The 24707-nt window shown below is 67.1% G+C and carries 18 protein-coding genes; 11 read left to right on the top strand and 7 right to left on the bottom strand.

Going from position 1 to position 24707, the window contains the following annotated elements:
• Positions 1-11: 11 nt before the first annotated feature.
• Both ACN9MW_RS17520 and ACN9MW_RS17515 read right to left on the bottom strand, forming a co-directional pair.
• Positions 12-1676 carry a phytase gene (locus tag ACN9MW_RS17520; RefSeq protein ID WP_426161722.1) on the bottom strand — a complete coding sequence of 555 codons (1665 nt, stop codon included), beginning with the start codon at positions 1674-1676 and terminating at the stop codon, positions 12-14.
• Complete coding sequence (locus ACN9MW_RS17515; RefSeq protein WP_426161721.1) at positions 1676-4168, bottom strand: TonB-dependent receptor; 2493 nt, start codon at positions 4166-4168, stop codon at positions 1676-1678. The genes ACN9MW_RS17520 and ACN9MW_RS17515 overlap by 1 nt, the downstream gene beginning before the upstream one ends.
• Positions 4169-4301: 133 nt before the next feature.
• On the opposite strand from ACN9MW_RS17515, the gene ACN9MW_RS17510 reads away from it, so the two are divergent.
• Both ACN9MW_RS17510 and ACN9MW_RS17505 read left to right on the top strand, forming a co-directional pair.
• Complete coding sequence (locus ACN9MW_RS17510) at positions 4302-5198, top strand: GGDEF domain-containing protein (protein ID WP_426161720.1); 897 nt, start codon at positions 4302-4304, stop codon at positions 5196-5198.
• Positions 5198-6211: an AraC family transcriptional regulator ligand-binding domain-containing protein gene (locus ACN9MW_RS17505; protein ID WP_426161719.1), complete on the top strand. Its 1014-nt coding sequence runs from the start codon at positions 5198-5200 to the stop codon at positions 6209-6211. Before ACN9MW_RS17510 ends, ACN9MW_RS17505 begins: the two co-directional genes overlap by 1 nt.
• Here the strand turns inward: ACN9MW_RS17505 and ACN9MW_RS17500 are convergent.
• Entirely contained in the window at positions 6208-7341 is a 1134-nt protein-coding gene (locus ACN9MW_RS17500) for a hypothetical protein (protein ID WP_426161718.1), read from the bottom strand. The genes ACN9MW_RS17505 and ACN9MW_RS17500 overlap by 4 nt on opposite strands.
• Positions 7342-7461: 120 nt before the next feature.
• Between ACN9MW_RS17500 and ACN9MW_RS17495 the strand changes: the two genes are divergently transcribed.
• Positions 7462-8352, top strand: a complete 891-nt coding sequence (locus tag ACN9MW_RS17495; RefSeq protein ID WP_426161716.1) for a LysR family transcriptional regulator — start codon at positions 7462-7464, stop codon at positions 8350-8352.
• Here ACN9MW_RS17495 and ACN9MW_RS17490 read toward each other — a convergent pair.
• The gene (locus ACN9MW_RS17490) at positions 8349-10724 is read right to left on the bottom strand and encodes a diguanylate cyclase domain-containing protein (RefSeq protein WP_426161715.1); all 2376 of its coding nucleotides are present in this window, start codon (positions 10722-10724) and stop codon (positions 8349-8351) included. The genes ACN9MW_RS17495 and ACN9MW_RS17490 overlap by 4 nt on opposite strands.
• A 107-nt stretch (positions 10725-10831) precedes the next feature.
• On the opposite strand from ACN9MW_RS17490, the gene ACN9MW_RS17485 reads away from it, so the two are divergent.
• Positions 10832-12025 (top strand): hypothetical protein, encoded by a 1194-nt coding sequence (locus ACN9MW_RS17485; protein ID WP_426161714.1) that lies wholly within the window; start codon positions 10832-10834, stop codon positions 12023-12025.
• Here the strand turns inward: ACN9MW_RS17485 and ACN9MW_RS17480 are convergent.
• Positions 12022-12210 (bottom strand): hypothetical protein, encoded by a 189-nt coding sequence (locus ACN9MW_RS17480; RefSeq protein ID WP_426161713.1) that lies wholly within the window; start codon positions 12208-12210, stop codon positions 12022-12024. The genes ACN9MW_RS17485 and ACN9MW_RS17480 overlap by 4 nt on opposite strands.
• A gap of 192 nt (positions 12211-12402) precedes the next feature.
• Here ACN9MW_RS17480 and ACN9MW_RS17475 point away from each other — a divergent pair, with 192 nt between their 5' ends.
• Genes ACN9MW_RS17475 through ACN9MW_RS17460 form a run of 4 tightly spaced genes read left to right on the top strand, consistent with a single transcriptional unit; the run spans position 12403 to position 17262 of the window.
• Positions 12403-13791, top strand: a complete 1389-nt coding sequence (locus ACN9MW_RS17475; protein WP_426161712.1) for a class I SAM-dependent methyltransferase — start codon at positions 12403-12405, stop codon at positions 13789-13791.
• A complete protein-coding gene (locus ACN9MW_RS17470; protein WP_426161710.1) occupies positions 13788-15149 on the top strand; it encodes a sensor histidine kinase in 1362 nt (453 codons plus the stop codon). The genes ACN9MW_RS17475 and ACN9MW_RS17470 overlap by 4 nt, the downstream gene beginning before the upstream one ends.
• A complete protein-coding gene (locus ACN9MW_RS17465; protein WP_426161709.1) occupies positions 15146-16273 on the top strand; it encodes a hybrid sensor histidine kinase/response regulator in 1128 nt (375 codons plus the stop codon). The genes ACN9MW_RS17470 and ACN9MW_RS17465 overlap by 4 nt, the downstream gene beginning before the upstream one ends.
• Complete coding sequence (locus ACN9MW_RS17460; protein ID WP_426161708.1) at positions 16270-17262, top strand: response regulator; 993 nt, start codon at positions 16270-16272, stop codon at positions 17260-17262. Before ACN9MW_RS17465 ends, ACN9MW_RS17460 begins: the two co-directional genes overlap by 4 nt.
• On the opposite strand, the gene ACN9MW_RS17455 is transcribed toward ACN9MW_RS17460, so the two are convergent.
• Entirely contained in the window at positions 17263-18324 is a 1062-nt protein-coding gene (locus ACN9MW_RS17455) for a methyl-accepting chemotaxis protein (RefSeq protein ID WP_426161707.1), read from the bottom strand.
• A gap of 124 nt (positions 18325-18448) precedes the next feature.
• Between ACN9MW_RS17455 and ACN9MW_RS17450 the strand changes: the two genes are divergently transcribed.
• The 3 genes from ACN9MW_RS17450 (at position 18449) to ACN9MW_RS17440 (ending at position 23736) form a co-directional block, all read left to right on the top strand.
• Positions 18449-18631 carry a hypothetical protein gene (locus ACN9MW_RS17450; protein ID WP_426161706.1) on the top strand — a complete coding sequence of 61 codons (183 nt, stop codon included), beginning with the start codon at positions 18449-18451 and terminating at the stop codon, positions 18629-18631.
• An 84-nt stretch (positions 18632-18715) separates the two neighbouring features.
• Positions 18716-22831 (top strand): ATP-binding protein, encoded by a 4116-nt coding sequence (locus tag ACN9MW_RS17445; RefSeq protein WP_426161705.1) that lies wholly within the window; start codon positions 18716-18718, stop codon positions 22829-22831.
• Positions 22813-23736 (top strand): diguanylate cyclase domain-containing protein, encoded by a 924-nt coding sequence (locus tag ACN9MW_RS17440; protein WP_426161704.1) that lies wholly within the window; start codon positions 22813-22815, stop codon positions 23734-23736. Before ACN9MW_RS17445 ends, ACN9MW_RS17440 begins: the two co-directional genes overlap by 19 nt.
• Here the strand turns inward: ACN9MW_RS17440 and ACN9MW_RS17435 are convergent.
• Positions 23717-24706 (bottom strand): diguanylate cyclase, encoded by a 990-nt coding sequence (locus ACN9MW_RS17435; RefSeq protein ID WP_426161703.1) that lies wholly within the window; start codon positions 24704-24706, stop codon positions 23717-23719. The genes ACN9MW_RS17440 and ACN9MW_RS17435 overlap by 20 nt on opposite strands.
• Between the last annotated feature and the right edge of the window lies 1 nt (position 24707).

Raw genomic sequence — 24707 nt, 5'->3', positions numbered from 1 at the left:
GGAGCATACCACTACGGCAAGTCCAGCGCGCGGGCGATATCGTCCCATGCAACATACTTGAAGTTCTGGGCACCGTCCGGCAGGCGCTTGTAACCGTCCTGTACCACCAGCATGCCGCGCGTAAAGCGGCCGCCCAGGTTGGCGGAGGTGACGTCCAGGCCGTCCGTCTCGGAAGCCCCGTCAATGCGGGCTTCGGGGTTGATGCCGATGCGGAAGCTGCCGCGGATGCGGTGCGGAGCGGCGGCATCGGCCACCACATAGCTGTTGCTTCCCTGGCTGGAAACCACCAGGTAGCTGGCGTTGGCCCCGTGATAGATGGCCATGCCTTCGACGTCGGCGCGCAGCGGACCGCCAACAGGCAGGATCAGCCTGGGTTCGGCCCTGGCATCGGCGCGGGCGTCGATGGACCACACGCCCCGTTTCTCTTCGCCTGCAAACAGGCGGCCATTGCGATCGTCGGCCACGCAGCCTTCCGGCTGGGTAGGCAGCTTGAAACGGCGCACCTCGGTGGCCGTGTAGGCCCCGGCTTGACGGCCGATTCGGTATTGCAGGTAGCTGCCGTCCTTGTCGTTGATGAACGCTTCCAGGCCGCCGCTTGCCGGCTGGTACAAGCAGATGCCGTAAATGCGCTCCAGAGGCGTAGGGAAGCGAGCCGCTTCCGCCACCGTGCCGGCGCCGTCGATGGTGTACAGGACGAGCGCGTTTTCATCGCGCTGCGTGGCGGCGGCGAGATCGTAGCGTTGACCGTCGAGCGTGACGTTTTGGCGCAGGTCGACGTTGTTCAGGCGGCCCGATTCGAGCAGCTGCAACTGGCGGCCGTGAAGGTCGTAGACGTGCAGGCCCTGCTTCTTGTTCGTGCCCAGCACGCGGACGATGCCCGGATGCTGGTGGTCGATCCAGATTGCCGGGTCGTCGGCGGCGTCGCCAAGGCGCGGCATGCTTTCTGTCTCCACCTGCGGTTGCACGATAAGGGCTGGTGGCATGCTGCCCTGCAGCGCGATTGTGCGGCGGGGCTTGCCGTTTCGGTCGAGGAGGGTGACGCCTCCAGGGGATGCGGCCAGACGATATGTCGCAGGCTCGGTGGCCTTGGCAGCGTTGCGCGTGCTGTCACCTGGCGGTATGTCGATGGCGAGCGCGCGGCGGCCTGGCGGGGCTTCGGCGTCGGCGTTGTAGGACCAGGCGCCGAGGCCTTTCTCGGCGACTACCAGGCTGGCGCTGGCGTCGTGAACCAGGCATTGCTCGCTGTGCGGCGGCAGCGCGAGCTTGCGCACCAGCTGTGGACGGCCGTGCAGCAGCCATTGCTCCGCCTGGCCGTCCTTGCCGGCGAGGAAGGCGTAGAGCAGGCCTTGGGCATCGCGGTAGAGGCAGGCTGCTTCCGGCGCGATCGCGGCGCCGTCGAGGATGGCGGCAGTGGTCAGGGTCCCCGCGGCCGTATCGACTGATACCGCCATGGCGCGTTCGGTGTTGGCGTCGACGACCAGGGCGGTGCCGTTGCGATAGTCCAGATGGCGGCCGCGCAGCGCGATCGTGGCACGTTCGGCGCCGTCCGCGGCGCGCAGGTGCAGGCCTTGTTTGTCGAGCGCGAGTGCAGCTCCGCCGGGCAGTGCGACCGTTTCGGCTGCCGTTGCCGGCAAGGCGCAGGCCAGCAGGAAAGGGATCAAGGACAGGCGGCGCATCAGAACACGCTCGCTTTCAGGCCCAGTTTATAGGTACGGCCATATTGCTCGAATTGCGCGTTATGTGCCTTCACCCCCTGGTAGACGTAGTACTTCTCGTTGTTCAGGTTGGCGATGTCAAAGCTCAGCTGGACGCCTTTGGACAACTGCCAGGACAGGGAAAAGTCGACCTGCTTCTGCGTATCGACAATGCGGTCCTGGCTGCTGTTAAGGATATCCGAGCCCAGTTCCAGCAGGTAGGGCGACTTGTAGTTCAAGGCGATGCGGGTACTGACTGGTCCGGCCTCGTAGCCGAGCATCAGGTTCATGACGCGATCGGACTGGCCCGGCATGGGGATGCGGCGGCCGGCCATGCCGCTGGCCTTGGGGTCAAAACGTGCGATATGGGCGCGTGAATCGGTCAAGGCGCCGTTGACGCCGACCAGCAAGCCGTTGAAGGGCGCCGGCAGCATGCGCAGCGGCTGCTGCCAGGACAATTCGATGCCCTTTACCTTGGCCGTGTCGCCGTTGGCATAGGTGGTGGCGCTGGTGTAGCCCGTCCACGGCCCGCTCCCGGCAAGATTGGTCGTGTAAGTGAAGTCCTTGATGTCCTTGTAGAACAGGTAGGCGGACACCGCACCGTCGTTGCCGATCACGCGTTCAACTCCAAGGTCGAGATTGTGCGATTTGAGCGGATTCAGGTCGGGATTGCCGATGGTGGCTTCGGTGGCGCTGGCCAGCGCAATCCCTGGGGCCAATTGGCTGAAGTTGGCCCGGACCACGGAATTGGTCCAGGCGGCGCGCAAACTGGTTTCGCGGTCGAGGTCATGGCGCAGTTGCAGCGATGGCAGCCAGTTGGTGTAGGAGCGGCTGCGTTGCAGTGGCGTGATGCTGCTTCCGCTGGTGCGTACGCCAGCGGCGTCGAAGGCCGTGCGTTCTGCGCGCACGCCGGCCAGCAGGCGCCAGTCGCCTTGCGACAGGGTGTCCTGGAAGTAGGCGGAATCAATGTCTTCATTCAGGGTGAAGTCGTTGATGGCTGACTCGGTGGCGAGGCGCGCTGCGTTGCGGTCCAGCCCCGCGACGCGGGCGCGGATGGCGGCCGGGTTTAGCGCCGCGCCAACCTGGCCAAACTGATAATCAAGCTGGTGGTCCTGTACGAACGACGCCATGGAAAGGGTGCCGGGTACCGCCTTGCTGCCGTAGCTCCACTGGTTCGTGTCGTTGGTTTTTTCGCGGCGGCTGGCCTTGGCGCCGAACTTCATGGCGGAGCGCATCTCGCCCAGCGCAAATTCGTGGCCGAGGTCGAACTTGACATGATGCTCCGCGTCTTTCGAGTAGCGTTGTTGCAAGGTGATCGCGTTCAGGCTATAGCTGGCGGGATCGAATGCCGTTGCCGGGGCCTTCAGCGTTGGGCGCTCGCTGTTGGTAAAGCTGATGTCCTTGAAATTGGCGGTGCCGCGGAAGCGGCCATCGTTCAGCGCTTCCGGCGTGTCTTCGTCGGCTGTGCTGCGGCCGGCCTGCACGTCAAGCTGCCAGGCGCCGAATTTTTGCTGGGTGCCGAAGACGGCCGACTGGATTTCCTGGGTATATTTGCGCTGGCGGATGCGGCGCTCAAGCCGGGCACTGGCCGGTACGCCTTCAGTCAGGGCGCCGCCGCTGACGTTGCTGATCGTGAGACGGTCGCGTACTTCGTCGTCGCTGAAGCGGCTCAGGAAGCTGCGCAGGAACCAGCTGTTGCCCGCCGCCGGGCGGAAGTCCAGGTTCAGCGCGGCGGCACGGCGCTCGCGCACCGGCAGGTAATCGCGCAGTTCGAAGCCCGACAGGCGCTCGCCATCCCATGCGCCGCCCGTTTCCAGGTTGTCGGAACCGAACTTGCGCTTTTCGCCGCTCAAGCCCACCGCCACGCCGAACCTGCCATCGCCAAAGCGGCTGGCCCACAGCATGCCGGCACTCGGGCTGTTCTTGCCGGTGTTCTGGTCGTGGGAGGATGCCGCGTTCACCGTCAGGAGCGAGCCAGGCAGGTCGAAGGCGGACAGCGTCCTCACTTCGACGGCGCCGCCAAGCGAGCTGGCGTCCTGCTCGGGCGTCAGGGTCTTGCTGACTTCCAGTGAGCGGATAAGCCCCGACGGCAGCACGTCGAGCGCTACGGCACGGCGGCCGGCTTCCGGGGAAGGCACCAGGGCGCCGTTGATGGCGACGGCATTCAGGTCCGGCCCCAGGCCGCGCACGGTGATGTAGCGGCCTTCGCCCTGGTCGCGCTGCACCGAAACGCCGGGCAGGCGCGCCAGTGCCTCGGCGGCGTTCTTGTCGGGAAGGTTGCCGATGTCGTCGCTGCTCAAAACGTTGATGATATTGTCGGCCTTGTCTTGCTCGGCGATGGATTTAGCCAATACGGCGCGCTGGCCGGTAATGACAACGCTGGCGCCGGCCAGGGAAGCGTCCGCGCCATCGGAGGCGGTGGCATTGGACAGGGCAAGCACGCCGGCGGCGACGGCGGTCAATCGGGTTTTCATGTGCATTCAGTCGGAGTGGAGAATGCAGCGGATTATGTGAAGGGCGGATGACAAGCTGGTTACGCGGCAGTGAGCTGAAATGACCCTGCGCTTGTCATGCGCCTGTCACAAGGCGTGGCTAAGCTGCGCGGTTATGCTGAAACTCCATCGACATTCCCTGCTGGCCGCGGCAATGGCCGTGATCGCATGCCTGCTGCTGTATGCCAGCGCGGGCCAGACCAAGCCTTTCAGCGCCTGGCGCTGGATGGACATCATTGCCGAAGGCGGCATGGCGGCCATGGCAGGACTCTGGTTCGTGATGACCTTGAGCAGCAGGCCGGGCGGCCTGGTCACGCGCCTGCTGGCCGGCGGGCTCGCGGCGATCATGCTGGGCTCCTGGGCCGACTGCCTTGACGAATTCTTTCGCATCAACAAGGCTGCGGCCTGGGATAACTCGCTCGAAGCCCTGGTGCCATTCGGCATGCTGGTGCTGACGGCTGGCATCTACTACTGGCGCCACGAGCAGTTCATGCTGAACGACCACCTGGCCAAGCGCGAGCGCCTGTTCCGCCAGCACCGCGCCTTCGACCGGGTGACGCAACTGGCGGATGCGGCCTATTTGAGGCAGCAGATCCGGCTCGAACAAGAGCGCGATCCGTCCGGCCAGTGCGCACTGGTCCTGCTGGATATCGACGGCTTCCACCGCATCAACCGCGAACACGGGCCGCGCGAAGGCGACCGTGTGCTGCAAGCGGTCGGGCATATGCTGCTGCTTAACCTGCGCAATGAAGACCTGTTGTGCCGCTATGCAGGCGATCGCTTTGCGCTGCTGTTGCCGGGCACCGGCGATGCCGAGGCGCGAGACGTGGCGCGGCACTTGTGCGGCATGGTGGCGATGATGCGCCATCATGGGCCGCAAGGCCCGCTGCAGGTCAGCCTGCGTTTTGCCAGCGAACCGGCGCAGGGCGAGGCGGATGCTTTGCTGGCGCGCCTGTCGGCTGCGATCGACGGCCCTGGCCGGACCTTGCCGCAAGCGATGCCTGCGCTGTGATGCGCTACTCGCTGCCAGGGGAGGCGACCATTCCCGCGCGCGGCTTGCCCTGGCATTTTCTCGACTACGCCCTGCAACAGGAGGTACAGCCGGCTGCGATTGCACGCGGTACGGGAATGCCTGGAGACGGCGGCCCGCCCTTGCCGGGAGCGCTGGTCAGCCCGCAGCAATGCCTGCAACTGCTCGCGAATGTACTGCGCGCGCTGGATAGCGCGGATACCAGCTTCATGCTCGGCCAGCATTTGCTGCCGGGTACAGAGCCCGCGCTATCGGGCGCTTTGCGGCGCGCGGCGTCGCTGCAGCAGGCGCTGGAAATCCTGTGCCAGTGGCCGTCGCGCCTGTTGCCCTTGTTGCGTCCACGCCTGCACGTCGCCGGCGGCCAGATGGTGCTGTACTGGGTTGACAGCCAGGGCGCACCGGGCCTGCGCGCGGCCCTGGTGGAAATGCACATGACGGCCGTGGTCTCGCTGGCGCGCTGGCTGGGCGGACGCCGCCTGCCGTGGCGGTTTTGTTTCAACCGCGCCCGTCCACGCCACGTCGAGCAGCATGAGGTGCACCTTGGCGGCGAACTGCGTTTCGATTGCCTGCTGGATGCGATGCTGCTGGATGCTGCCTCGCTGGCGCAGGCTTGGCCGGAGGCGGACCCCGGTGCCTGTGCCGCCTCGCTGGCCGCTGCTAGCGCGCTGGACGCCACACCCAGCCTGACCGATGCCCTGTACGATTACCTGCTGGCAGAGATTCGCCGCAACCCGACGCTGGAGGGGGCCAGCGCGGCCTTCGGCGTCAGCCCGGCCACCCTGAAGCGCCACCTTGCGCGCTACGGAACCCATTTCGTTGCGGAGCTGGACCAGGTGCGCACCCATGTGGCGCTGTACCTGTTCCAGTCGCGGCACGCCGGCAATGAAGCGGTGGCGGACTACCTCGGCTTCCACGATGCGGCGAATTTCCGGCGCTCGTTCAAGCGCTGGACCGGACTGACGCCGGCCTTGCTGCGGGCTTCGCTGGCGTCCTAGGCCAGTGCGAACAGCTGGGAATAGATGCGGGCCGCCATCAGGCCCAATGGCTGGTGGTGGACGGCGGGCCCCATATGGCGGGCCAGCAGGTTCATTGCCTCGCCTTTCCCGCTGCAGGCTGCGATCTGTGCTTCCAGCAGGCCCAGGTCGCTGGTGATGGTTTCCCATGCGTGTTCATCGCCATCGAAACGGTGGCGCAGGATGGGGCGTGCTTCATCTGGCGCTGGCGCCGCTTCGGCCGCTTGCCCAGCGTTTGCGGCCGGCGCGGCAAAGATGGCGGCGCTGCCGTTGGCCACAGGCGGGTCTTGCGGCGCGCCGTCTTCGGGTGTGGCAGGCAGGGTTTGCAGGCCGATGCGCCCCAGGGCGTAGCCCAGCTCCACCTGCTGGAGGAATTGTGGCGCGGTCTCCGGCGCCTGGCCCAGCATGGCGCGCAGTACGTTCAGGACGAGCGTGTCGGAAGGCGGCGGCGACGGCAGGGCGATGCCCAGTTCTGCCAGCTCCTGCAGGAGCGACGGCTGGGCGGCGGGCTGGTCGGCGACCGCCAGCTGGTAGCCCAGCAGCTCGGGAAGACAGCGCTCGCCGGCACTGGCGAGGGCCAGGCGGATGGCGCCTTGCACAAAGCCACTGTCCTCCAGGTCCTGCCAGGTGCTGCAGGCCTGCACTGCGAGCACCTGTCGCACCTGCGCAACATGGTTGGCGGCCGGCACGCCTTTGCCAAGGTAATCGAGGTAGAGCTTGACCAGCGGCATATAGGCCGGCTGGCGCCAATGGTCGAGCACACCATGCAGCCAGGCGCCTTCGACCAGCAAGCCGGGCGCCTGCACGCACAGGAACCGGCGCGCCTGGGCCAGCGTCGCGAAATGGCGGCGCGGGCCGCCTTGCTGCCGTCCTTGCTGGTACTGCCGGAATTCTTCCGCGCGGTTGCGGCTGCGCAGCTCCAGCCACTCTTCCAGCTCTTGCAGGCCGCCGCTCCAGGCGGGCGGCAGGGCAGCTGCCTCCGCCAGGCGGCGCTGCAGGTAGGCCGTCGCAGCGGCACGGTCGGGCGCTTCGCGCAGCAGCAGGTACAGCTGCTGCGAGGGACCGCTCGTTGCGGCCTGGGGGCTACGGCTGAGTGGAAGTGTGGTCATCATGTCAACCAGTATCCAAGTGCAAGGCAGTGTTTCCTAGCAGAGAGAAGCGCGCCGCCATGTCGGACCAGTCTTACACCGTCGTGTACAATCGGCCGCCATTGGCAAAACACAGGATCGCACATGCTTGACGCAATGTCGATGGACCAGCTGCGCACATTCATCGCCGCGGCCGAAGAGGGGAGTTTTTCCGCGGCAGGACGCAAGCTGCGACGGGCGCAATCGGTGGTCAGCCAGACCCTCGCCAATCTCGAATTGCAAGTGGGCTTTGCCCTGTTCGACCGCAGCGGCCGCTATCCGCGCTTGACGGAGCAGGGCCGTGCCTTGCTGGATGCGGCGCGCGCTGCCGCCAGCAGCATGGATGGCTTCAAGGCCAAGGCGCGCACGCTGGCCGAGGGACTGGAGGCGGAGCTGTCGGTCGCGGTCGACGTGATGTTTCCGATCGCGCGCCTGACCGCGGCGGTAGGGCGCTTTCACCGGGAATTCCCGGGCACGCCGCTGCGGCTGGACGTCGAAGCGCTGGGTGCCGTGGTGCAGCCCCTGCTCGAGCGGCGCTGCCGGCTGGCAGTCGTCGGTTCCTATCCCGACGTGCCGCCGGAGTGCGACACGGATTTCCTGTTCGAGGTGCCGGTGGTGGTAGTGGCCGCGGCCGGCCATCCGCTGGCCGCCTTGCCGGCGCCGATTGCGCGCAGCGAGGCGGCGCGCCATGTGCAATTGATCCTGAGCGATCGCTCGGCGCTGACCGCGGGGCGCCAGTTCGGCGTTGTCAACCCGCAGGGCTGGCGCCTGGCCGACCTCGGCGCCAAGCATGCCTTCCTGCGCGCGGGCCTGGGCTGGGGCGGCATGCCGCGCCATATGGTGGAAGACGAGCTGGCCAGCGGCGCGCTGGTCGAATTGTCGCTGGAAGCGAGCCCGGTGCTGGGCCATGCCTTTTCGATGTATGCGTGCTGGCGCAAGGATGCGCCGCCAGGTCCGGCGGGGCGCCGCTTCATCGCGCTGCTGCGCGAAGCCTAAGGCGGCGAAACGGCGGCTTCGGGCAGCCCGCGGCCGTTGTCGATGGTGAAGCCGTTGCGGCCGCGCCGCTTGGTGTCGTACAGGGCCATGTCGGCTCGCCCGATCAGGCCACCCGCGGTTTCGGTGCCGCCGGCATACAGCGCGATGCCGATGCTGGTGGTTACGCGCAACGGGGCGCCCAGCACGGTGAAGTCGGGCGCCACTGCCGCCATGACTTTCTCGGCCAGCAGCCGCACTTCGTCCGCATGGCGAATATTTTCGAATACGATCACGAATTCGTCGCCCGCCAGGCGGGCGGCGGTATCGGTGGTGCGCACGCTGCCCGACAGGCGCAGCGCGAACTCCTTCAACACTTCGTCGCCGCCGGCATGCCCCAGGCTGTCGTTGATGTGCTTGAAATTGTCGATGTCGAGATAGGCCAGCGCCATCTGGCTGTCCTGGCGGCGCGCGCGTTCGATGGCCTGGTCCAGCACGTCTTCGAACTGGCGCCGGTTGGGAATGCCGGTCAGCGGGTCGCGCCGCGCCTGGCGCAGCAGTTCCGCTTCGACCTCGCGGCTGCGGGTGACGTCGGTGGTCAGGGCGTAGACGAAGGGCACGCTGCCATCCTTGCGCACATCGGGCACGAAAGTGGTTTCCAGCACGCGCGGTTCGCCGTGCAGGCGGGCAGTCGATTCGTATTCCGTCACTTCGCCGCCGAAGGCGCGGTCCAGCCAGGGACGGGCTTGCTGATAAGCCGCTTCGCCGCTCACGCTGGACATGGGGCGGCCGGGCAGGGTATCGGGATCGGTGTCCAGCCAGCGCCGATAAGTGGCGTTGCCGAATTGCAGGACATGCTCGCGGTCGATGGCGCTGATCATCACCGGCAAGTGGTCGGCGATCAGGCGCAGGCGCTTTTCGCTGGCGGCCTGCGCCAGTTCGGCAGTCTTGCGTTCCGTAATGTCGGTGCACATCATATAGAAGCCGGGCACGCTGCCATCGGGCGCCAGGTCCGGCACCAGCTCGGTCATCAGGTGCAGGTGGCGTTCCAGTTCCTCGCCGGGGCGCTCGACGTGGATGCGGCGGCCGGCCAGCACGATCTCGAAGCAGTCCTTCCAGCGCTCGAAGGGTTCGGCCCCGAATACTTCGTCGAAACGCTTGCCGACCATGGCGCGCGGATCGATGCCGAGCAGGAACTGATAATGTTCGTTGGTGAAGCGGAAGCGCAGCTCGCGATCGATGTAGGCCACCAGGGCCGGGATATTGTCGGCGATCACGCGCGCGCGCTTTTCGCTTTCAGCCAGCCGCTCCTGCGCCGCCTGGCGTTCGGCCGTCAATTCATACAGCGCTTCGCTGAGCTCCCCGATCTCATCCTTGCCGCCGCTGCGCAGCAGGCTGATATCGCCGCCGCGGTGGCGGATGGCATGCAGGTTGGCGCGCAGCCTTTGCAGCGGCGATAGCAGTCCCTTGATCATCAGCCAGCTCAGGACCCCGGCCACGGCGGCAAAGGCGCTTGCCGCCAGCGCGGCCTGTTGCCGCATGCTGATCATGGGGGCGAACGCTTCGGCAGTCGGATAGCGCGCCGCCACGATCCAGTTGGTAGAGTTCAGGCGCTTGTACGAATAGATGCCGTCGACGCCGTCCTTGTTGGCCGCTTCCATCCAGCCTTCGAAGCCGTCGAGGGCGCGCTGGGTGCCAAGGTTGAGGCCGGGCCGTGCATTGATATGCTCGAGCAGGCGCGCCTTGTTGGGATGGTTGACCAGCAGCCCTTCGGTGGTCATGATGAACATGAAGCCGGTCTTGCCCGGCTTCATGGCATTGAAATGATGGAAGAAGTCGGAGTTCAGCAAGTCGATGCTGCCCACCAGGACCACCTGCACGTCGCCGCCGCTATCGACGATGGGATGGGTCAGCACGACCACTGGCAAGCTGGACACGCGTCCGCGCAGGGGCGGTGATATGATGGCCCGCTTTTGCGCCAGGGTCTGGGTGAAGTAGGAGCGGTCGGCAACATTGGGATTGTCTTGCTGCGGCGCCCGCAGGCTGGTCAGGAACCGGCCGCTGCTGTCGAAGGCAGCCACGTTGGCAAATTCGGCCGAGGCCGCTGCGTGGCGTTCGATCGCGGCTTGGATGGCGGCCGGCGTGCGCTGGGCGGCCGGGATGGCGTCGGCAATCGAGGCCAGCAGCAAGCGCTTGGTGGTCAGTTGTTCGTCGATGTGCGCGGCGGCCACCGACAGGAGGCTGAACTGTTGCTGGCCGATCACGCTTTTCATGTCCCGTTCCGACAGCGACAGGGCCAGCCAGGTCACGATGGTCGTCGCCGCAAGCACGAACAAGATGACCACGCAGGTCATGCGCGCGCGCAAGCTCTGTGGTAGCAGTCGGTGGAGGGCCATGGCTTAGTATTGCACACCTGTTTGCGAGTGTGTTCTAAAATCCAAGGCACGGCCTTGATTGGAAATAATGTGAAAAATACAATGACACTTGGCTGGGTGAACTGAGAATGGCTCACTTCCACCTGGCTTGGGAATTAGGCGGGGATCCCGCCCATGCGGGACGCTTGCGGGTCATTGCGCAAGCCCTGCTGGCACGCGGCCATGCCGTCAGCCTGTCGGTACGCGACCTGGGCCAGGCGCGCCGCCTGCTGGGTGCGCTCAACGTGACGATGCTGCAGGCGCCCCTGTGGCTGCACGGCGCCGGGCAGCATGCGGCCAGCCTGGCTGAAATCATGCTCGCTTCCGGCTATCGCGAGGCGCAGTCGCTCGACGCACTGGTGCGCGGCTGGCGCTCCGCACTGCAGTTGCTGAAGCCGGACGTGGTGGTGGCGGAATTCGCCCCCACCGCCTTGCTGGCGGCGCGCACGCTGGATATTCCGTCGGCCGCGATCGGCGCCGGCTTTACCCTGCCGCCGCCCGGCCAGCCCTTGCCCAACTTTCGCCCATGGGAAGCGATGGACTTGCAGCGCCTGGCCGCGGCCGAACTGCATACCCTCAAGATCATGAACACCGTGCTGGTGCACCACGGCGGCGTGCCTTATGTGCAGGCGGCCGACGCGCTGCTGGGGCGCCAGCATTTCCTGTGCGCCTGGCCCGAGCTGGACCACTACGGCCGCCCGGCGGAGCGCGAGCAATGGTACGGTCCGGCCTTCGTGGCGCCCAGCGGCGAAGCGCCGCAGTGGCCGCCCGGCCACGGGCACAAGGTGTTCGTCTACCTGCGCCAGGAACATCCGGCCCACGCCGCCGTGCTGCACGCGCTGGTCATGGAAGGTTGCCGGGTGCTGTGCTACCAGCCGGAAGTCGCTGCCGGCGCGGTGCCGCCAGTGCATGCCACCAGCCTGGCGTATGCGCGCGGGCCGGTCGACCTGGCGGCAGCGCTGGCCGAGGCGCGCATCTGCGTCAGCCAGGCAGGCGAGGGCACCATTGCCCATTCCGTGCTGGCGGCGGTGCCCATGTTGCTGCTGCCGACCCAGCTCGAACGCTACCTGCTGGCGGCGCGCCTGGAACAGGCCGGGGTGGCGGTCAATGGCGGGCGCTTGCCGGGCACGGTGGACTGGCGCGGCGTGGTGCGCAGCTTGCTGATGGATGGGCGTACCCTGATGGCGGCGCGCGGCGTGGCCAACCGCTACGCCGGCTTTACGCCGGCGCAGATGGCCGACCGGCTCGCTGCCCGCCTGGAGTTGCTGGCAACGAACGGCTAATGGCTTGTAGGCGGCCGGCGCTGTTCGCAATACTGGCGCCAGGCCAGTTCTTCCAGGGCTGCAACGGCGTCGCGCAGGCCGTCGAAGCGGGCATCGGTAAAACTGCGGGCAAACCGTTCGTGGAATTCTGCCCGCTCCAGTTCAGCGGCGCTCTGTTTGCGTAACTGCTCCATCGTGATCTCCATGACTTGCGTCCAGTTTGGCATCAGGCAATGGTCGCGTCTGTGCGGCAGCGAACTTTGACATCCGGCCGCGCTTGCTATTTAAATAAGCCCTACTATCTTCCTGGCAATTCTTCTTGGGGAAACGTTGCGATTTGCGCCACAAGTCAGTACACTCGATTTAATTCACGGCAACCATTTAGTTCCGACAAAAAAGTGTATTCACAGGCCCAAATCGATCCGGTCGTCAGTTTCCTGAACACGCAGGGTGAGGCAGTGCGCGGCACCATCGTGACACTCCAGCGCAAGTCGCTGGTCATGGAAGTGTATAACCCGTATTCCATCGTGCAGGTCAGCGAGGTGCTCAGCGAGCTGACGGTGCGCATGGGCACGGCCAGCGCCTACATCGGCAAGGCCGTGGTGATCAGCATGGTCAACACCGGCCTGACCGCCGTGGTGTCGGTGACCCTGATCGACGAATGGCGCGAACTGAGCGAGGTGGTGATGCTGCCGGGTGCGGTGGGCCGCGAAGCGAGCAAGTTCGTGCTGGACTGGGATGAGCGCTTCCGCATCCGGCGCGACTACCAGATTGCCGTCAACGAATCGCGGGCCTACCTGGCCGAGGTGGCGCGCTGGGTCGAGCAGGTCGACCTGTCCGATTCGCTGCCGAAAGAGGGCGGGCGCCTGCGCGCCGACGTGTTTGCCGAACTGGCCGAGCCGCTGATCATGCGCGTGCGCCGCTACTTCGACGACTTGAACAAGGAAGCGGGAATGGTCGAGGCCGATGCTGCCGCCGCCCACCGCGCTTTTGCGCAGGCGGCGCTGCACCCGCTGATCCTGCGCGCGCCGTTCGTCTTCCGCACCTTCAGCAAGCCGCTCGGCTATGCCGGAGACTATGAAATGGTGAACCAGATCCTGGGCGACCCGCGCCAGGGGCCGAGCACTTACTTCCAGATCGTCAATGCGGCCTTCCTGCAGACCGCGGTCGCCGTGGCGCACCGCAACCGCATCGAGATCCTGGTCGAGTTCCTGAAGCGCCAGGCCGACGCGGCGCGGCGCGTGGGGCGCCCGTACCGCGTGCTGAACGTGGGCTGCGGGCCAGCGCAGGAGATCCAGCGCTTCCTGCGCGAGTACGATGAGCCGCACTGGCTCTCGTTTGAACTGGTCGACTTCAGCGAAGAGACGCTGGCCTGGACGCGCGGCCAGCTGGGCGGCATCAGCGCCGGCCTGGCGCGCCAGCCGGACATCCGCTTCGTGCAGGATTCCGTGCACAACCTGCTGAAACGCCGCGTGGACGGGCCGCAAGTGGGCGCTGATTTCGACGTGGTGTACTGCGCCGGCCTGTTCGACTACCTGTCGGACAAGGTGTGCAGCCGCCTGCTGAGCTACTTCGCCTCCTGCATGAAGCGCGGCGGGCGCCTGCTGGTGACCAACGTCCACAGCAGCAATCCGGAGCGCCCTGGCATGGAGCACCTGCTGGAGTGGTACCTGATCTATCGTGACGAGGCCAAGATGGAGCAGCTCCTGCCGCCGCAGGCGCGCGAGCGCCTCACCTATGTCGATGCGACCGGCGTCAATGTGTTTGCCGAAGCGTCGCTGCCATGACTGGACCGGCACCCTACGTGAGCCCGCACCTGCATTCGGCCTATGAGTCGGACCTGCGCGCCTACCGCCTGCGCTTCAGCCGCGGCGGCGCGTGGACCGCGATCGGCCTGGTGCTGCTGGGGATCGGGCTCGATTTCAGCCTCTATCCGGACCACCTCGGCGCATTTACCCTGGCGCGCGTGCTGGTGTCGCTGGCCATCCTCGCCATCATCGGCGTGATGCGCCAGCCATGGGGAGCGCGCAATGTGGAGGCGATGAGCTTCACCTGGCTGATGCTGCCGCAGATCATGATCGCCTGGATGATTGCCGTCACCGAAGGCGCCTCGTCGATTTATTACGCAGGCTTGAACCTGGGCGTGTTTGCCTCGGCCATCGCGTTTGCCTTCCGCATGTGGCAGAACCTGACGCTTGGCCTGTTGACCTACCTGCTGTACGCGGCCGCCTGCTGGGTGCATGACGGCCAGCCGCCGGTGGGCGGCGCGTTTGCCGTCAATTCGCTGCTGCTGGCGTTCAGCGCCGTGGCCAGTGCGGTCTGCACCTATTACAACGAGCAGGCGCGCTTCAACCTGTTCCAGCTCAAGGCGGAGCTGGCCGACAAGAACGCCCAGCTCGAGGCGAACAACCGCAGCCTGGCCGAGATCAAGGGTCAGATGCTGCAGCAGGAGAAAATGGCGGCCCTGGGCACCCTGGCGGCAGGCCTGCTGCACGAGGTGAACAATCCGGTCAATTTCTGCATGATGGCGATCGACATCGCGATGGAGGAGCCGGCTGCCAAGGGCAGCGAAGTGCTGCTGGAATGCCTGACCGATGCCAAGTCGGGCATGCAGCGCGTGCAGTACATCGTGTCCGACCTGAAGACCTTCGCCTACCGCAAGTCCGGCACCGACCACGAAAGTGCGCAATTCCTGTTCGAGCGCGCGCTGGAATCGTCGGTGCGCCTGGTGGGCCACGAGATCAAGGGCATCAAGGTCAATCGCCACCTGCAGCCGGACACCCTGGTGCGCGGCGATGAAGCGGCCATCATCGGCGTATTGATCAACCTGTTGAGCAATGCGGCGCTGGCCATGCGCAAGGGCGCCACCCAGGCGCCGGCCATCGACGTGTATGCCGAAGCGCGCGGCGAACGGCTGAAGATCACGGTGCGCGACAACGGCCCGGGCATCGCGCCGGAGAATATCGGCCGCGTGTTCGAACCTTTCTTCACCACGCGCGAAGTCGGGCAGGGCCTGGGCCTTGGGCTGTCGATCTGCTACAGCGTGATCCAGCGCCACGGCGGCCTGCTGGCCGCCGAGAGCATGCCGGGTGAATGGACCAGGTTCACCTTTGACTTGCCGCGCGTGACCGGAGGCGAGAAATGAGCGATCGCAGCCAGCCGGCGACCGTGCTGTACGTGGACGATGAGGAACTGGCGCGCAAGTACTTCGCCCGCGCGGTGGAAAGCGACTTCACGGTCCTGACCGCGCCCAGCGTGGACGAGGCGCTGGAGATCCTGGCCAAGCCCGACAGCGATGTCGACGTGCTGGTGACCGACTACCGCATGCCGGGCCGCGTCGGCGGCGAGCTGCTGCGCCAGGTCGAGCGCGATTACCCGCACCTGGTGCGCATCCTGGTCACGGCCTATGCAGACAAGGAAGTGCTGCTCGAGACCATCAACGGCGGCGATATCTTCCGCATCCTGGAAAAGCCGCTCGATGCCCATACCGTGCGCGATGCGCTGCGCCTGGCCAGCGAGAACGCGCGCGAACGCGCGCTGCGCCGCCAGAGCCTGCTCGCAATCGAAGAAACCGTCGCTTTCCTGGCGCACGAATTGAACACGCCGCTGGCCACGATCGCCAATTTCGCGCGCAATATCCAGCGCCGCGTCAACGCCCACAACGCCCAGCAGGAAGAGAGCGGCTTGCCGCCGCGGGCCGACATCGGCAACGCTGCGGCGCACATGCACGACAATGCGCGCTACTGCCTGTCGGTGCTGGCCACGTTTGTCGAATCGGCCAAGCGCGCCAGCGTCGTGCCGGCGGCGCGCCTGGCCAGCGGCAGCGCGCAGCAGATGGTCGCGGCCTTGCTGGGCATGTACCCGCTGGCGCCAGGCCAGCGCGACATCATCGAAGTGGACGTGCAAGCCGACTTCACCGTGCGGGCCTCGCCCAACTGCGTGGCGCTGGTGCTGTCCTCGTTGCTGAGCAATGCGCTGCGCGCGCTGCAAGGACTGCCTGGTCCCCGGATCAGGATCACCGTGGGCGTGGCAGAGCGCCCCTATATCGTCGTGGAAGACAACGGCCCGGGCATCGCGCCGGCGCTGCTGAACCGCCTGCTGCTGGACCCGGTGTCCATGCACGGCGACGAAGGCGGCAGCGGCTGGGGACTGATCTTCTGCAACCGCGTGATGCAATCGTTCGGCGGCCACCTGCGGGTGCAGTCGGAACAGGGTTGCTCCACCACCGTCACCATGAATTTCCCGGAGTTAGAGAAGGAACGAGCATGAACGAACAACAACCGACCAGACAAGCGCCGGCGATCCTCTACGTCGACGACGAGGCGACCGCCCTCAAATATTTCCAGCGCGCCCTGGGTTCGCTGGCGCCAGTGTACGTGGCCGAGTCGGTGGAGGAGGGCAAGCGCATGCTCGACGAGCACGCCGACGAAATCGCAGTGCTGGTGTCCGACCAGCGCATGCCCGGCGCCTACGGCAACGAGTTGCTGTTCTATGCGTGGGACCGCTACCCGCACATCGTGCGCATCCTGACCACCGCCTATTCGGAACTGGAGCACACGGTCGACGCGGTCAACCAGGGCCAGATCCACCGCTACATCCAGAAGCCGTGGGACATCGCGGCGCTGCGCATGGAACTGAAGCAGGCCCTGGCCCTGGCCAAGCTGCAAAAGGAACATTCGCAACTGCTGCGCGAAAAGCTGCTGGTGCGCCAGAAGCAGGCCGTGGCCACCCGCATCGGCACCCTGTACACCCTGGCAGCCAGCCTGTCGGCCGGCCCGTCCTTCGTGCCGGTGGAGAGCTACTTGGCGGGCGCCCTCAGCGCCGGCATGACGCCGCCGGAACCGGACTGGCTGATGCTGGACCACTCCGATCTGATCAGTTCGGAAGCCTTCCGCAGCGCCGCTTTCGGCTGCGCCGTGCGCGACCACCTGCAGGACCTGGAGCAGCGCTATGCCGATGCCGACCCGGCGCACGCTTTTGCGCTGCTGGCGGAAGCGTTCGGCCCGACGTTCCGCGCGGTGGATGCCGGCCACGCCCTGTTCCTGCAGGCGTCCCAGCTCACCGAATTCCTGGAAACGCCGACCAGCGCGCCGGTCTCGTCGCAGCACGCGTTCTGGCTGGCCTGCCTGCTGTGGATGGGCAAGCGCGGCGCTTCGCTGCAAATGGCCAGCGGCGCGCAAGGCGTGGAATGCCGGCTGGTGCAGGCCGACGCCGCCCTGACCCCGTCGCAGCTGGCGGCCTGGGTCGAGCAGTTCTGATCAGCGCAGCGCCGGTGCGCGCTGCTGCGGCGCGCCGTCGTCCTGGCTGCCCATGAGCTGAACCAGGCGGCGCGCATGTTCCAGCATGCTGGCCGAGGCGCTGGCTGCCTGCTGCACCAGCGCGGCGTTTTGCTGCGTGACCCGGTCCATGCCGCTGACGGCGCCGCTGAGCTGTTCGATGCCGTCCGACTGGGCGCGGCTGCCGGCGGTAATGCCCTGCATCAGTGCTGCCACCTGCTGGACCGATCCCACCAGTTTTTCCATCACCTGCCCGCTAGCACCGGCCAACTGGTTGGCCTGTTCGGCCTTGCCGACCGAGTCGCCGATCAGCTGGCGGATTTCCTGCGAGGCCGCGGCGCTGCGCTGGGCCAGGCTGCGCACCTCGCCCGCCATCACGGCAAAGCCGCGCCCCTGCTCGCCGGCGCGCGCCGCTTCCACTGCCGCATTGAGCGCCAGGATATTGGTCTGGAAGGCGATGCCGTCGATCACGCCGATGATGTCGGTCACGGTGCGGTGCATGCGGTTGAAGCCGGCCTGCAGGCTGCGGCGGTCGGCCTCGGTCTGCCGGCGCTGGCGCGCGAAGCTGAGCGCGAAATGGCAAAGCGCCGCGGTTTCCACCACCACGTACAGCGCGTGCACGATGATGACGGGCAGCGAAGGGCGGCTCAGGCACATGGTGCCGAAGCCGGCTTGCTGCAGGAAATTGAACAGCAGGTGGTGCACCGCGACAAAGGCTGCCGCGGCCACGATCACGCGCCAGTCCTGGTAGACGACCAGCAGGGTCAGCAAGACGAAGATGCCGAAGTGCAGTTCGATCATGCCCATGGCCTGGTGGATGTGCAGGGCGCAGAACCCCATGCACGCGATGCCGACAGCCATGCGGCTGGCCAGCGCCTGCGGCGCCTTCCAGGCGAGCAGGCTTGGCAGCAAGGCCGCCGGCAGGCCCGCCAGCAACGCGGGCTGCCAGGTGCCGTACCACGGCGCCTGGCCAAGCGAAAGCGCCAGCAGCAGCCACAGGGTCGGGATGAACAGCTTGTGGGCCTTGGCGTAATGGTCTTGCATCGGTGTCTCCCCAGTCAAACAGTTGCGTGTCGATAAAGTGGTGAAAGTGACCAGCCATTACGTGCGCTGTGCCTGCCAAAGCTTGGTTAGCATGGGGGCAGCATCTGAAACACGGAGGCCTATCATGCCAAGAGGAGCCAGCCAGAAACGGGAGCGCGAATACAAGGAGCTCAAACAGGAGTTCAAGCAGGAACACCGCTACCCCGGGCGCGAAGAGGAAGTGGCGGCGCGCATCGTCAACAAGCAGCGCCGCGAACACGGCGAGACCAAGGCGCAGAAAGCGCGCTCGGGACGTAAAGTGCATTAGGGAAGGCGCTTGGGGCAAGACTTTCTGGCAACTTTTCGCTGGAGAGTCGGTTATACTCGGGACTTCGGATCACCGGAGTCCGCCATGCCAGACGAAGCCTTGCCCGAACGTCCTTCCCTGCGACACAGGATTGGCCCGGCGGGCCTGGGGACGGTGCTGGCCGGATTGCTGGCGATCGCGGTGCTGTTGCTGACCTTGCTGTGCGCAGCATTGCTGGGCTGGCGCACGGCCGACGAACTCAAACGCAGCATCGGCCATGGCCTGGCGCAGCGCGCCGGCGATAGCGCCGACCAGCTCGATGCCGCCATGTTCGAACGCTATCGCGAAGTGCAACTGCTGGCGCGGCGCGCCGGCGCCGCGGCGGGCGAGCTGGGTGTGGCGCAGCGGCGCCACCTGCTGGAAGACCTGCAGCGCACTTATCCCCTGTATGCCTGGATCGGACTGGCCAACGCGGCCGGCAAGGTCACGGTGGCCACCGGCGCCGTGCTGGAGGGCGCCGACGTGTCGCAACAGCCGTGGTGGGCCGATGCGCCAAGCGGGGTGTACGTGCACGACGTGCACGCCGACCCGCAGCTTGGGCAGTTGCTGCCGTCCAGCGCCGGGCGCGCGCTGCGCGTGCTGGACCTGGCTTTCCCGTACTACGACGGCGCCAGCCGCCCTGCCGGCGTGCTGGGCGTGCACCTGCACTGGAACTGGGCTCGCGAACTGCTGGGCGAAAGCGTGATGGTGGTCTCGCGCGCCGGCAAGGTGCTGGCAGGCCCGGACGCCTTGCTCGGACAGCCTTTGCAAGGCGGCGCCCTGGCGCAGGCGCGGCTGCAGCACGCCGGTTACGTGGAAGGGCGCTGGGCCGATGGGCGCAACTACCTGGTCGGCTACGGACGCACGCGCGGCTACGACGGCTATCCCGGCCTGGGCTGGACCGTGCTGGTGCGGCAGGACGTCGACAGCGCCCTGGCGCCGGTACGCCGGCTGCAGGCAGGCGTGGTACTGGGCGGGATGGCGCTGGCGGTATTGTTCGCCTTGATCGGCTGGCGCACCGGACGCGCAGTGCTGCAGCCGATGCAGCAGGCGCAGGCGGCGCTGCGCCGGGTGGAGCAGGGCGGCGCCAGCGAGGTGCCGCCCTTGGCGGGCAGCTTCAGCGAACTCGAGGCCTTGCGCACGGCCTGCAACGCCGTGCTGCAGCGCCAGGGCGGCGAGGCGCGGCAACTGGCGCACGACAAGGCGGGACTGCAACAGCAACTCGAACAAGCCGTGGCGGACCTGGCGCGCGCGCAAGGCGAGGGCCGGGCCCTGGCAGCGCGCATGTGCGCCATGCTCGATGCGACCCAGGAAGCCTTTATCGGCCTGAGCGAAAACGGCAACGTCACGGACTGGAACGGGCGCGCCAGCGAAATCTTCGGCTGGCAGCGCGGCGAGGTGCTGGGCAAGCCGGTCGACCAGTTCCTGCAGGCCGGCGCCGGCCTGCTGGCGCGCCTGGGCGACGGCAGCGTCGGGCAGCCGGTGGCGCTGACGGGCTGGCGCCGCGACGGCGCGCGCTTCGACGCCGAGCTGACGCTGCGGCGCCACGCGGCCGATGGGGCGCAGGCCTATGCGGTATTCGTCACCGACGCCACGCAGGGCCGGCGCAGCGAAGAGGCGGCGGCCGAGCAGCTATCGGCCCTGGCCAGCGCCCAGCTGGAACTGGCGGACAAGGAGCGCTTCCTGCGCACGGTGGCCGACCACAACCCGGCCGCCATCGGCTATGTCGACCAGGACGAGGTGTTCCGCTTTGCCAACCGCAGCTACCAGACCTTGCTCGGCATCGACCCGGCCTCGATGATCGGGCGCAGCATGAAGGAAGTGCTGGGCGAGGCCCTGTACCGGCAAATCGAGCCGCACGCGGCGGCGGCGCTGCGCGGCGAGCGGGTGCACTTCGAGACCGACACCGAGCGCGCCGGCTGGCAGCGCCATTTCATGACCGACTACATTCCCGACACCGACGTGCAGGGCGAAGTGTGCGGCTTCCACATCGTGGCGCTGGACATCACGGCGCGCAAGAAAGCCGAATTGCAGCAACTGGAGGCGAGCCGCGCCAAGAGCGCGTTCCTGGCCAATATGAGCCATGAAATCCGCACGCCGATGAACGCCGTGCTCGGCATCGGCCAGTTGCTGGAGCGCACGCCCCTGAGCGCCGAGCAGAAGGAATATGTGCGCCTGATCCGCGCCTCCGGCAGCGCGCTGCTGGCCCTGGTCAACGACATTCTCGACCTGTCGAAGATCGAGGCCGGCAAGCTGGCCGTGGCGGCGGCGCCATTCCAGGTCGACGAGCTGGCCGAGGCGGTGGCGGCGGCGATGCAGTCGGCCAGCGTCGGCAAGCGGCTCGACCTGCTGCTCACGCTCGACCAGGACATGCCGCAAAGCCTGGTGGGCGACTTGCAGCGCCTGCGCCAGGTGGCGCTCAACCTGGTCGGCAACGCGATCAAGTTCACGGCCGAAGGCGAGGTGCGGGTACACATCGGCAGCAGCGCGCCCGGCAGCTCGATGGAGATCCTGCAACTGGTGGTCAGCGATAGCGGGATCGGCATGAGCGGCGAACAATTGGGGCGGCTGTTCAATCCCTTCGAGCAGGCCGACACATCGACCGCGCGCCGTTTCGGCGGCACCGGGCTGGGCCTGTCGATTTCGCAGCAGCTGGTCCAGCTCATGGGCGGCACCATCACGGTCAGCAGCGAAGCGGGACGCGGCAGCGAGTTCGTGGTGTCCCTGCCGCTGCAGGTGGCGCGGCGCCAGCGCGCCGGCGATCCGGCCGGCAGCTCGCTGGCCGGCCTGCGCGTGCTGCTGGTGGACGACCATGTGCCGACCCTGCATTACCTGGAAGGCCAGCTGCGGCAATGGGGCTGCGTGGTGGAAGCGCATGCGGCGGCGCCGGCTGCCGGCACAGGAAGCTGGGACGTGGCCCTGGTCGACTCGGTGCTGCTTGACGCGCATGGCACGGCAGCGTTCGAGGACATGTGCCTGGTGGCGCTGAACCGCAGCCTGGACCGCAATTCCTTGCCGGGCGAGGCGGCGGCGCTGGCCAAGCCGGTGCTGCCTGCCGCCCTGCGCCTGCTGTTGCAGGGGTTGCGCCAGCAGGGCGGCGCGCCGCAAGCGGCGCAGGAAGCCGCGCAGGCTGCCTATGCCAGCGTGCTGCGCGGCGCGCGCATTCTGCTGGTGGAGGACAACCCGACCAACCAGGTGGTGGCGCGCGGCGTGCTCGAGCCGGCCGGCGCGCAGCTGACGGTGGCCGAGCATGGGCAGCAGGCCGTGGACTTGCTGCGCGACGACGCGGCGGCCTTCGACCTGGTGCTGATGGACGTGCAGATGCCGGTGATGGATGGTTTCGAAGCGACCCGCATCCTGCGCGGCCAAATGGGCTTGCGGCTGCCGATCCTGGCGATGAGCGCGGGCGTGCTCGATACCGAGCAAGCCAAGTGCCTCGAGTGCGGCATGGACGGCTTCATTCCCAAGCCTGTCGATTACACCCAGATGCTGGCCACCATCGCGGCCCACCTGGGCGGCGCGGCGCAGCGGCCGGCGCCGGCGCCAACGGCGGCCACGGCGACCGCGGAGCCGGCGGCCGGCGCCGACGCCGACCAGCAGCCCGGCGTATTCGCCATCCGCAAGCTGCTGTCCGTGATCGGCCATGGGCCGCAGCGGCAGAATATCGTTGCGCTGGTAGAGCGCGTGGTTCGCCAGTCGCAAGCCGAATTCGACGCCGCGCAGGCGCGCTGGCAAGCGGGCGACGCATCCGGCGCGGCCGCCGCGCTGCACGCCTTGCGTGGCGGCGTCGGCAGCCTGGGGGCGCGCAATTTTTCGGAAGCCACGGTGGCGGCCGAGCAGGCCTTGCGCGAAGGCGACGCGGCAGCCATCGGCCGCCAGTTCGCGCTGGTGCAGGAGGCACTGTCGGCAACGCTGCAGGCCGGCGCGCGCTGGCTGCAGTTGGAGCAGCCGGCGCCCGCCGCCAGGGTGCAGCAGGATTTGCAGGGCGCGATGCAGACACTGGTCGACATGCTGCGCCGCCAGGACCTGGATGCGCTCGAACAGTTTCGCCAGCTGCGGCCGCAACTGGCCAGCCAGCGCGGCGACGATGCGGCGGCCCAACTGGAAACAGCAATAGAAGCGTTGGACTTCGGTACCGCGCTCGACGTCCTGAGTGAGGAAGCATGGAAAGCACCATCCTGATCATCGATGACAACCCCGACACCATCCGCCTCATGAGCGCCATGTTGCGCGAGCAGGCAAGGGTGCTGTTTGCCACCAATGGCTTGGCGGGCCTGGAGATTGCGCGCGCCCAGCGCCCGCAACTGATCCTGCTTGACCTGCAGATGAAGAGCATGGACGGCTTTGCCGTTTGCGAGCGCATCATGGCCGACCCCGACCTGCGCCATTGCCCGGTGATATTCGTCACGGCCAGCAGCGGCGTGGAGAGCGAGATTGCCTGCCTCGATGCCGGCGCCGTCGATTTCATCACCAAGCCGCTGAGCGGACCGGTCGTGCAGGCGCGGGTGCGCACCCACCTGCGCCTGCAGGCGGCGCTGGCCAGCCTCGACACACTGGCCCACAAGGATGGCCTGACCGGGCTGCACAACCGGCGCTATTTCGACGAGCAGTTCGCGGTGGAACTGGCGCGGCACCGGCGCCAGGACGCGGCCCTGGGGGTGGCGCTGGTCGATGTCGATCACTTCAAGCTGTATAACGACCACTACGGCCACCAGACGGGCGACGAATGCCTGCGCGCCGTGGCGCAAGCGCTGGCGCAGTGCACGCGCCGGCCTGGCGAACTGGTGGCCCGCTACGGCGGCGAGGAGTTCGTGGTGCTGCTGCCAAACAGCTGCGAAGACGAGGTGCAGCGCTACGGTGCATGGATCTGCGAGCATGTGGCCGGGCTGCGCATGCCGCATGCCGCCTCGCCGGTGGCGCCGCATGTCACCATCAGCGCCGGCCTGTGCTCACTGTCGCCCGATGTCGACGACACGCCGGCCAGCGTGCTGGAAGCGGCCGACAAGGCCTTGTATGAAGCCAAGCGGGCCGGCCGCAACCGCGCCGTGCTGGACGGCGCGGCAAGCGCTAAGTGCCGGGCAAGCTGATACGGTTGCGCCCCATGTGCTTGGCGCGGTACAGCGCCGCATCGGCCGTGGCCACCAGCTGCGCCGGCTGGTGCTCGTGGGAGGCAATCGCGGTGGCCGCGCCGATGCTGACCGTGACATAGTGCTGGGCAGCGCCGATATTCGGCAGGCGCAGCGCTTCGACGCGGCAGCGTATCCGTTCCGCCACGATGGCAGCGCCTTTGAGCGACTGGTTGGGCAGGATCACGGAAAATTCCTCGCCGCCGTAGCGCGCCACCAGGTCGTTGGCGCGCATTTCGCTCGCCACGGCGGCGGCGATGCGCTTCAGGCAGTCGTCGCCGCCGACGTGGCCGTAGGCGTCGTTGTACTGCTTGAAGTTGTCGACGTCGACCATCAGCAACGACAGCGGTTGCGCCTGGCGCAAGGCGCGCTGCCATTCGGCCAGCAGGGTGTGGTCGAAGCAGCGCCGGTTGGCTAGCCCGGTCAGGCCGTCGCGCGTTGCCAGCTGCTCCAGCGCGATCTGGGCCTGTTTTTCCTCGGTCAGGTCGCGCAGGGTTTCCACCACGGCCACCAGTTGGCCGTCGCTGTCGTAGATCGGACTGGCGTCGGCGGCCAGGTAGCGGCGGCCGGCGGTGCGCGGCATTTCACACCAGTTTTCGGCGCACAGGTTGTCCTTGGCGCCGGCCGGCCCGCGCGACTGGCCGTCGTACAGGTCCAGGATCTCGCCGGTGCGGCCGGCGATCACCAGGTCGGCCAGTGTCGGGCGCTGTTGGGCGTAAAAGGCGCACCAGTGCCCGCTGGTGCCGAGCAGCTCGTGCGCCGGCACGCCGGTCAGGCGTTCGCAGGCCCGGTTCCAGATGACGACGCGGCCCTGGGCGTCGAGCACGAAAGTGGGAATGACCAGCAGTTCCATGAGCTTCAGCGCAAAGCCCTGCGGCTGGTCGGGGGAGGGTGCTTCCATCAGATGGGAGATCTTGAGGAGACTATTCATT

The sequence above is a fragment of the Pseudoduganella sp. R-34 genome (genome assembly GCF_049904655.1).
Taxonomy (GTDB): domain Bacteria; phylum Pseudomonadota; class Gammaproteobacteria; order Burkholderiales; family Burkholderiaceae_D; genus Rugamonas.
The sequence above is the reverse complement of the archived record's forward strand: the minus strand, read 5'-3'. Positions and strand labels throughout refer to the sequence as shown.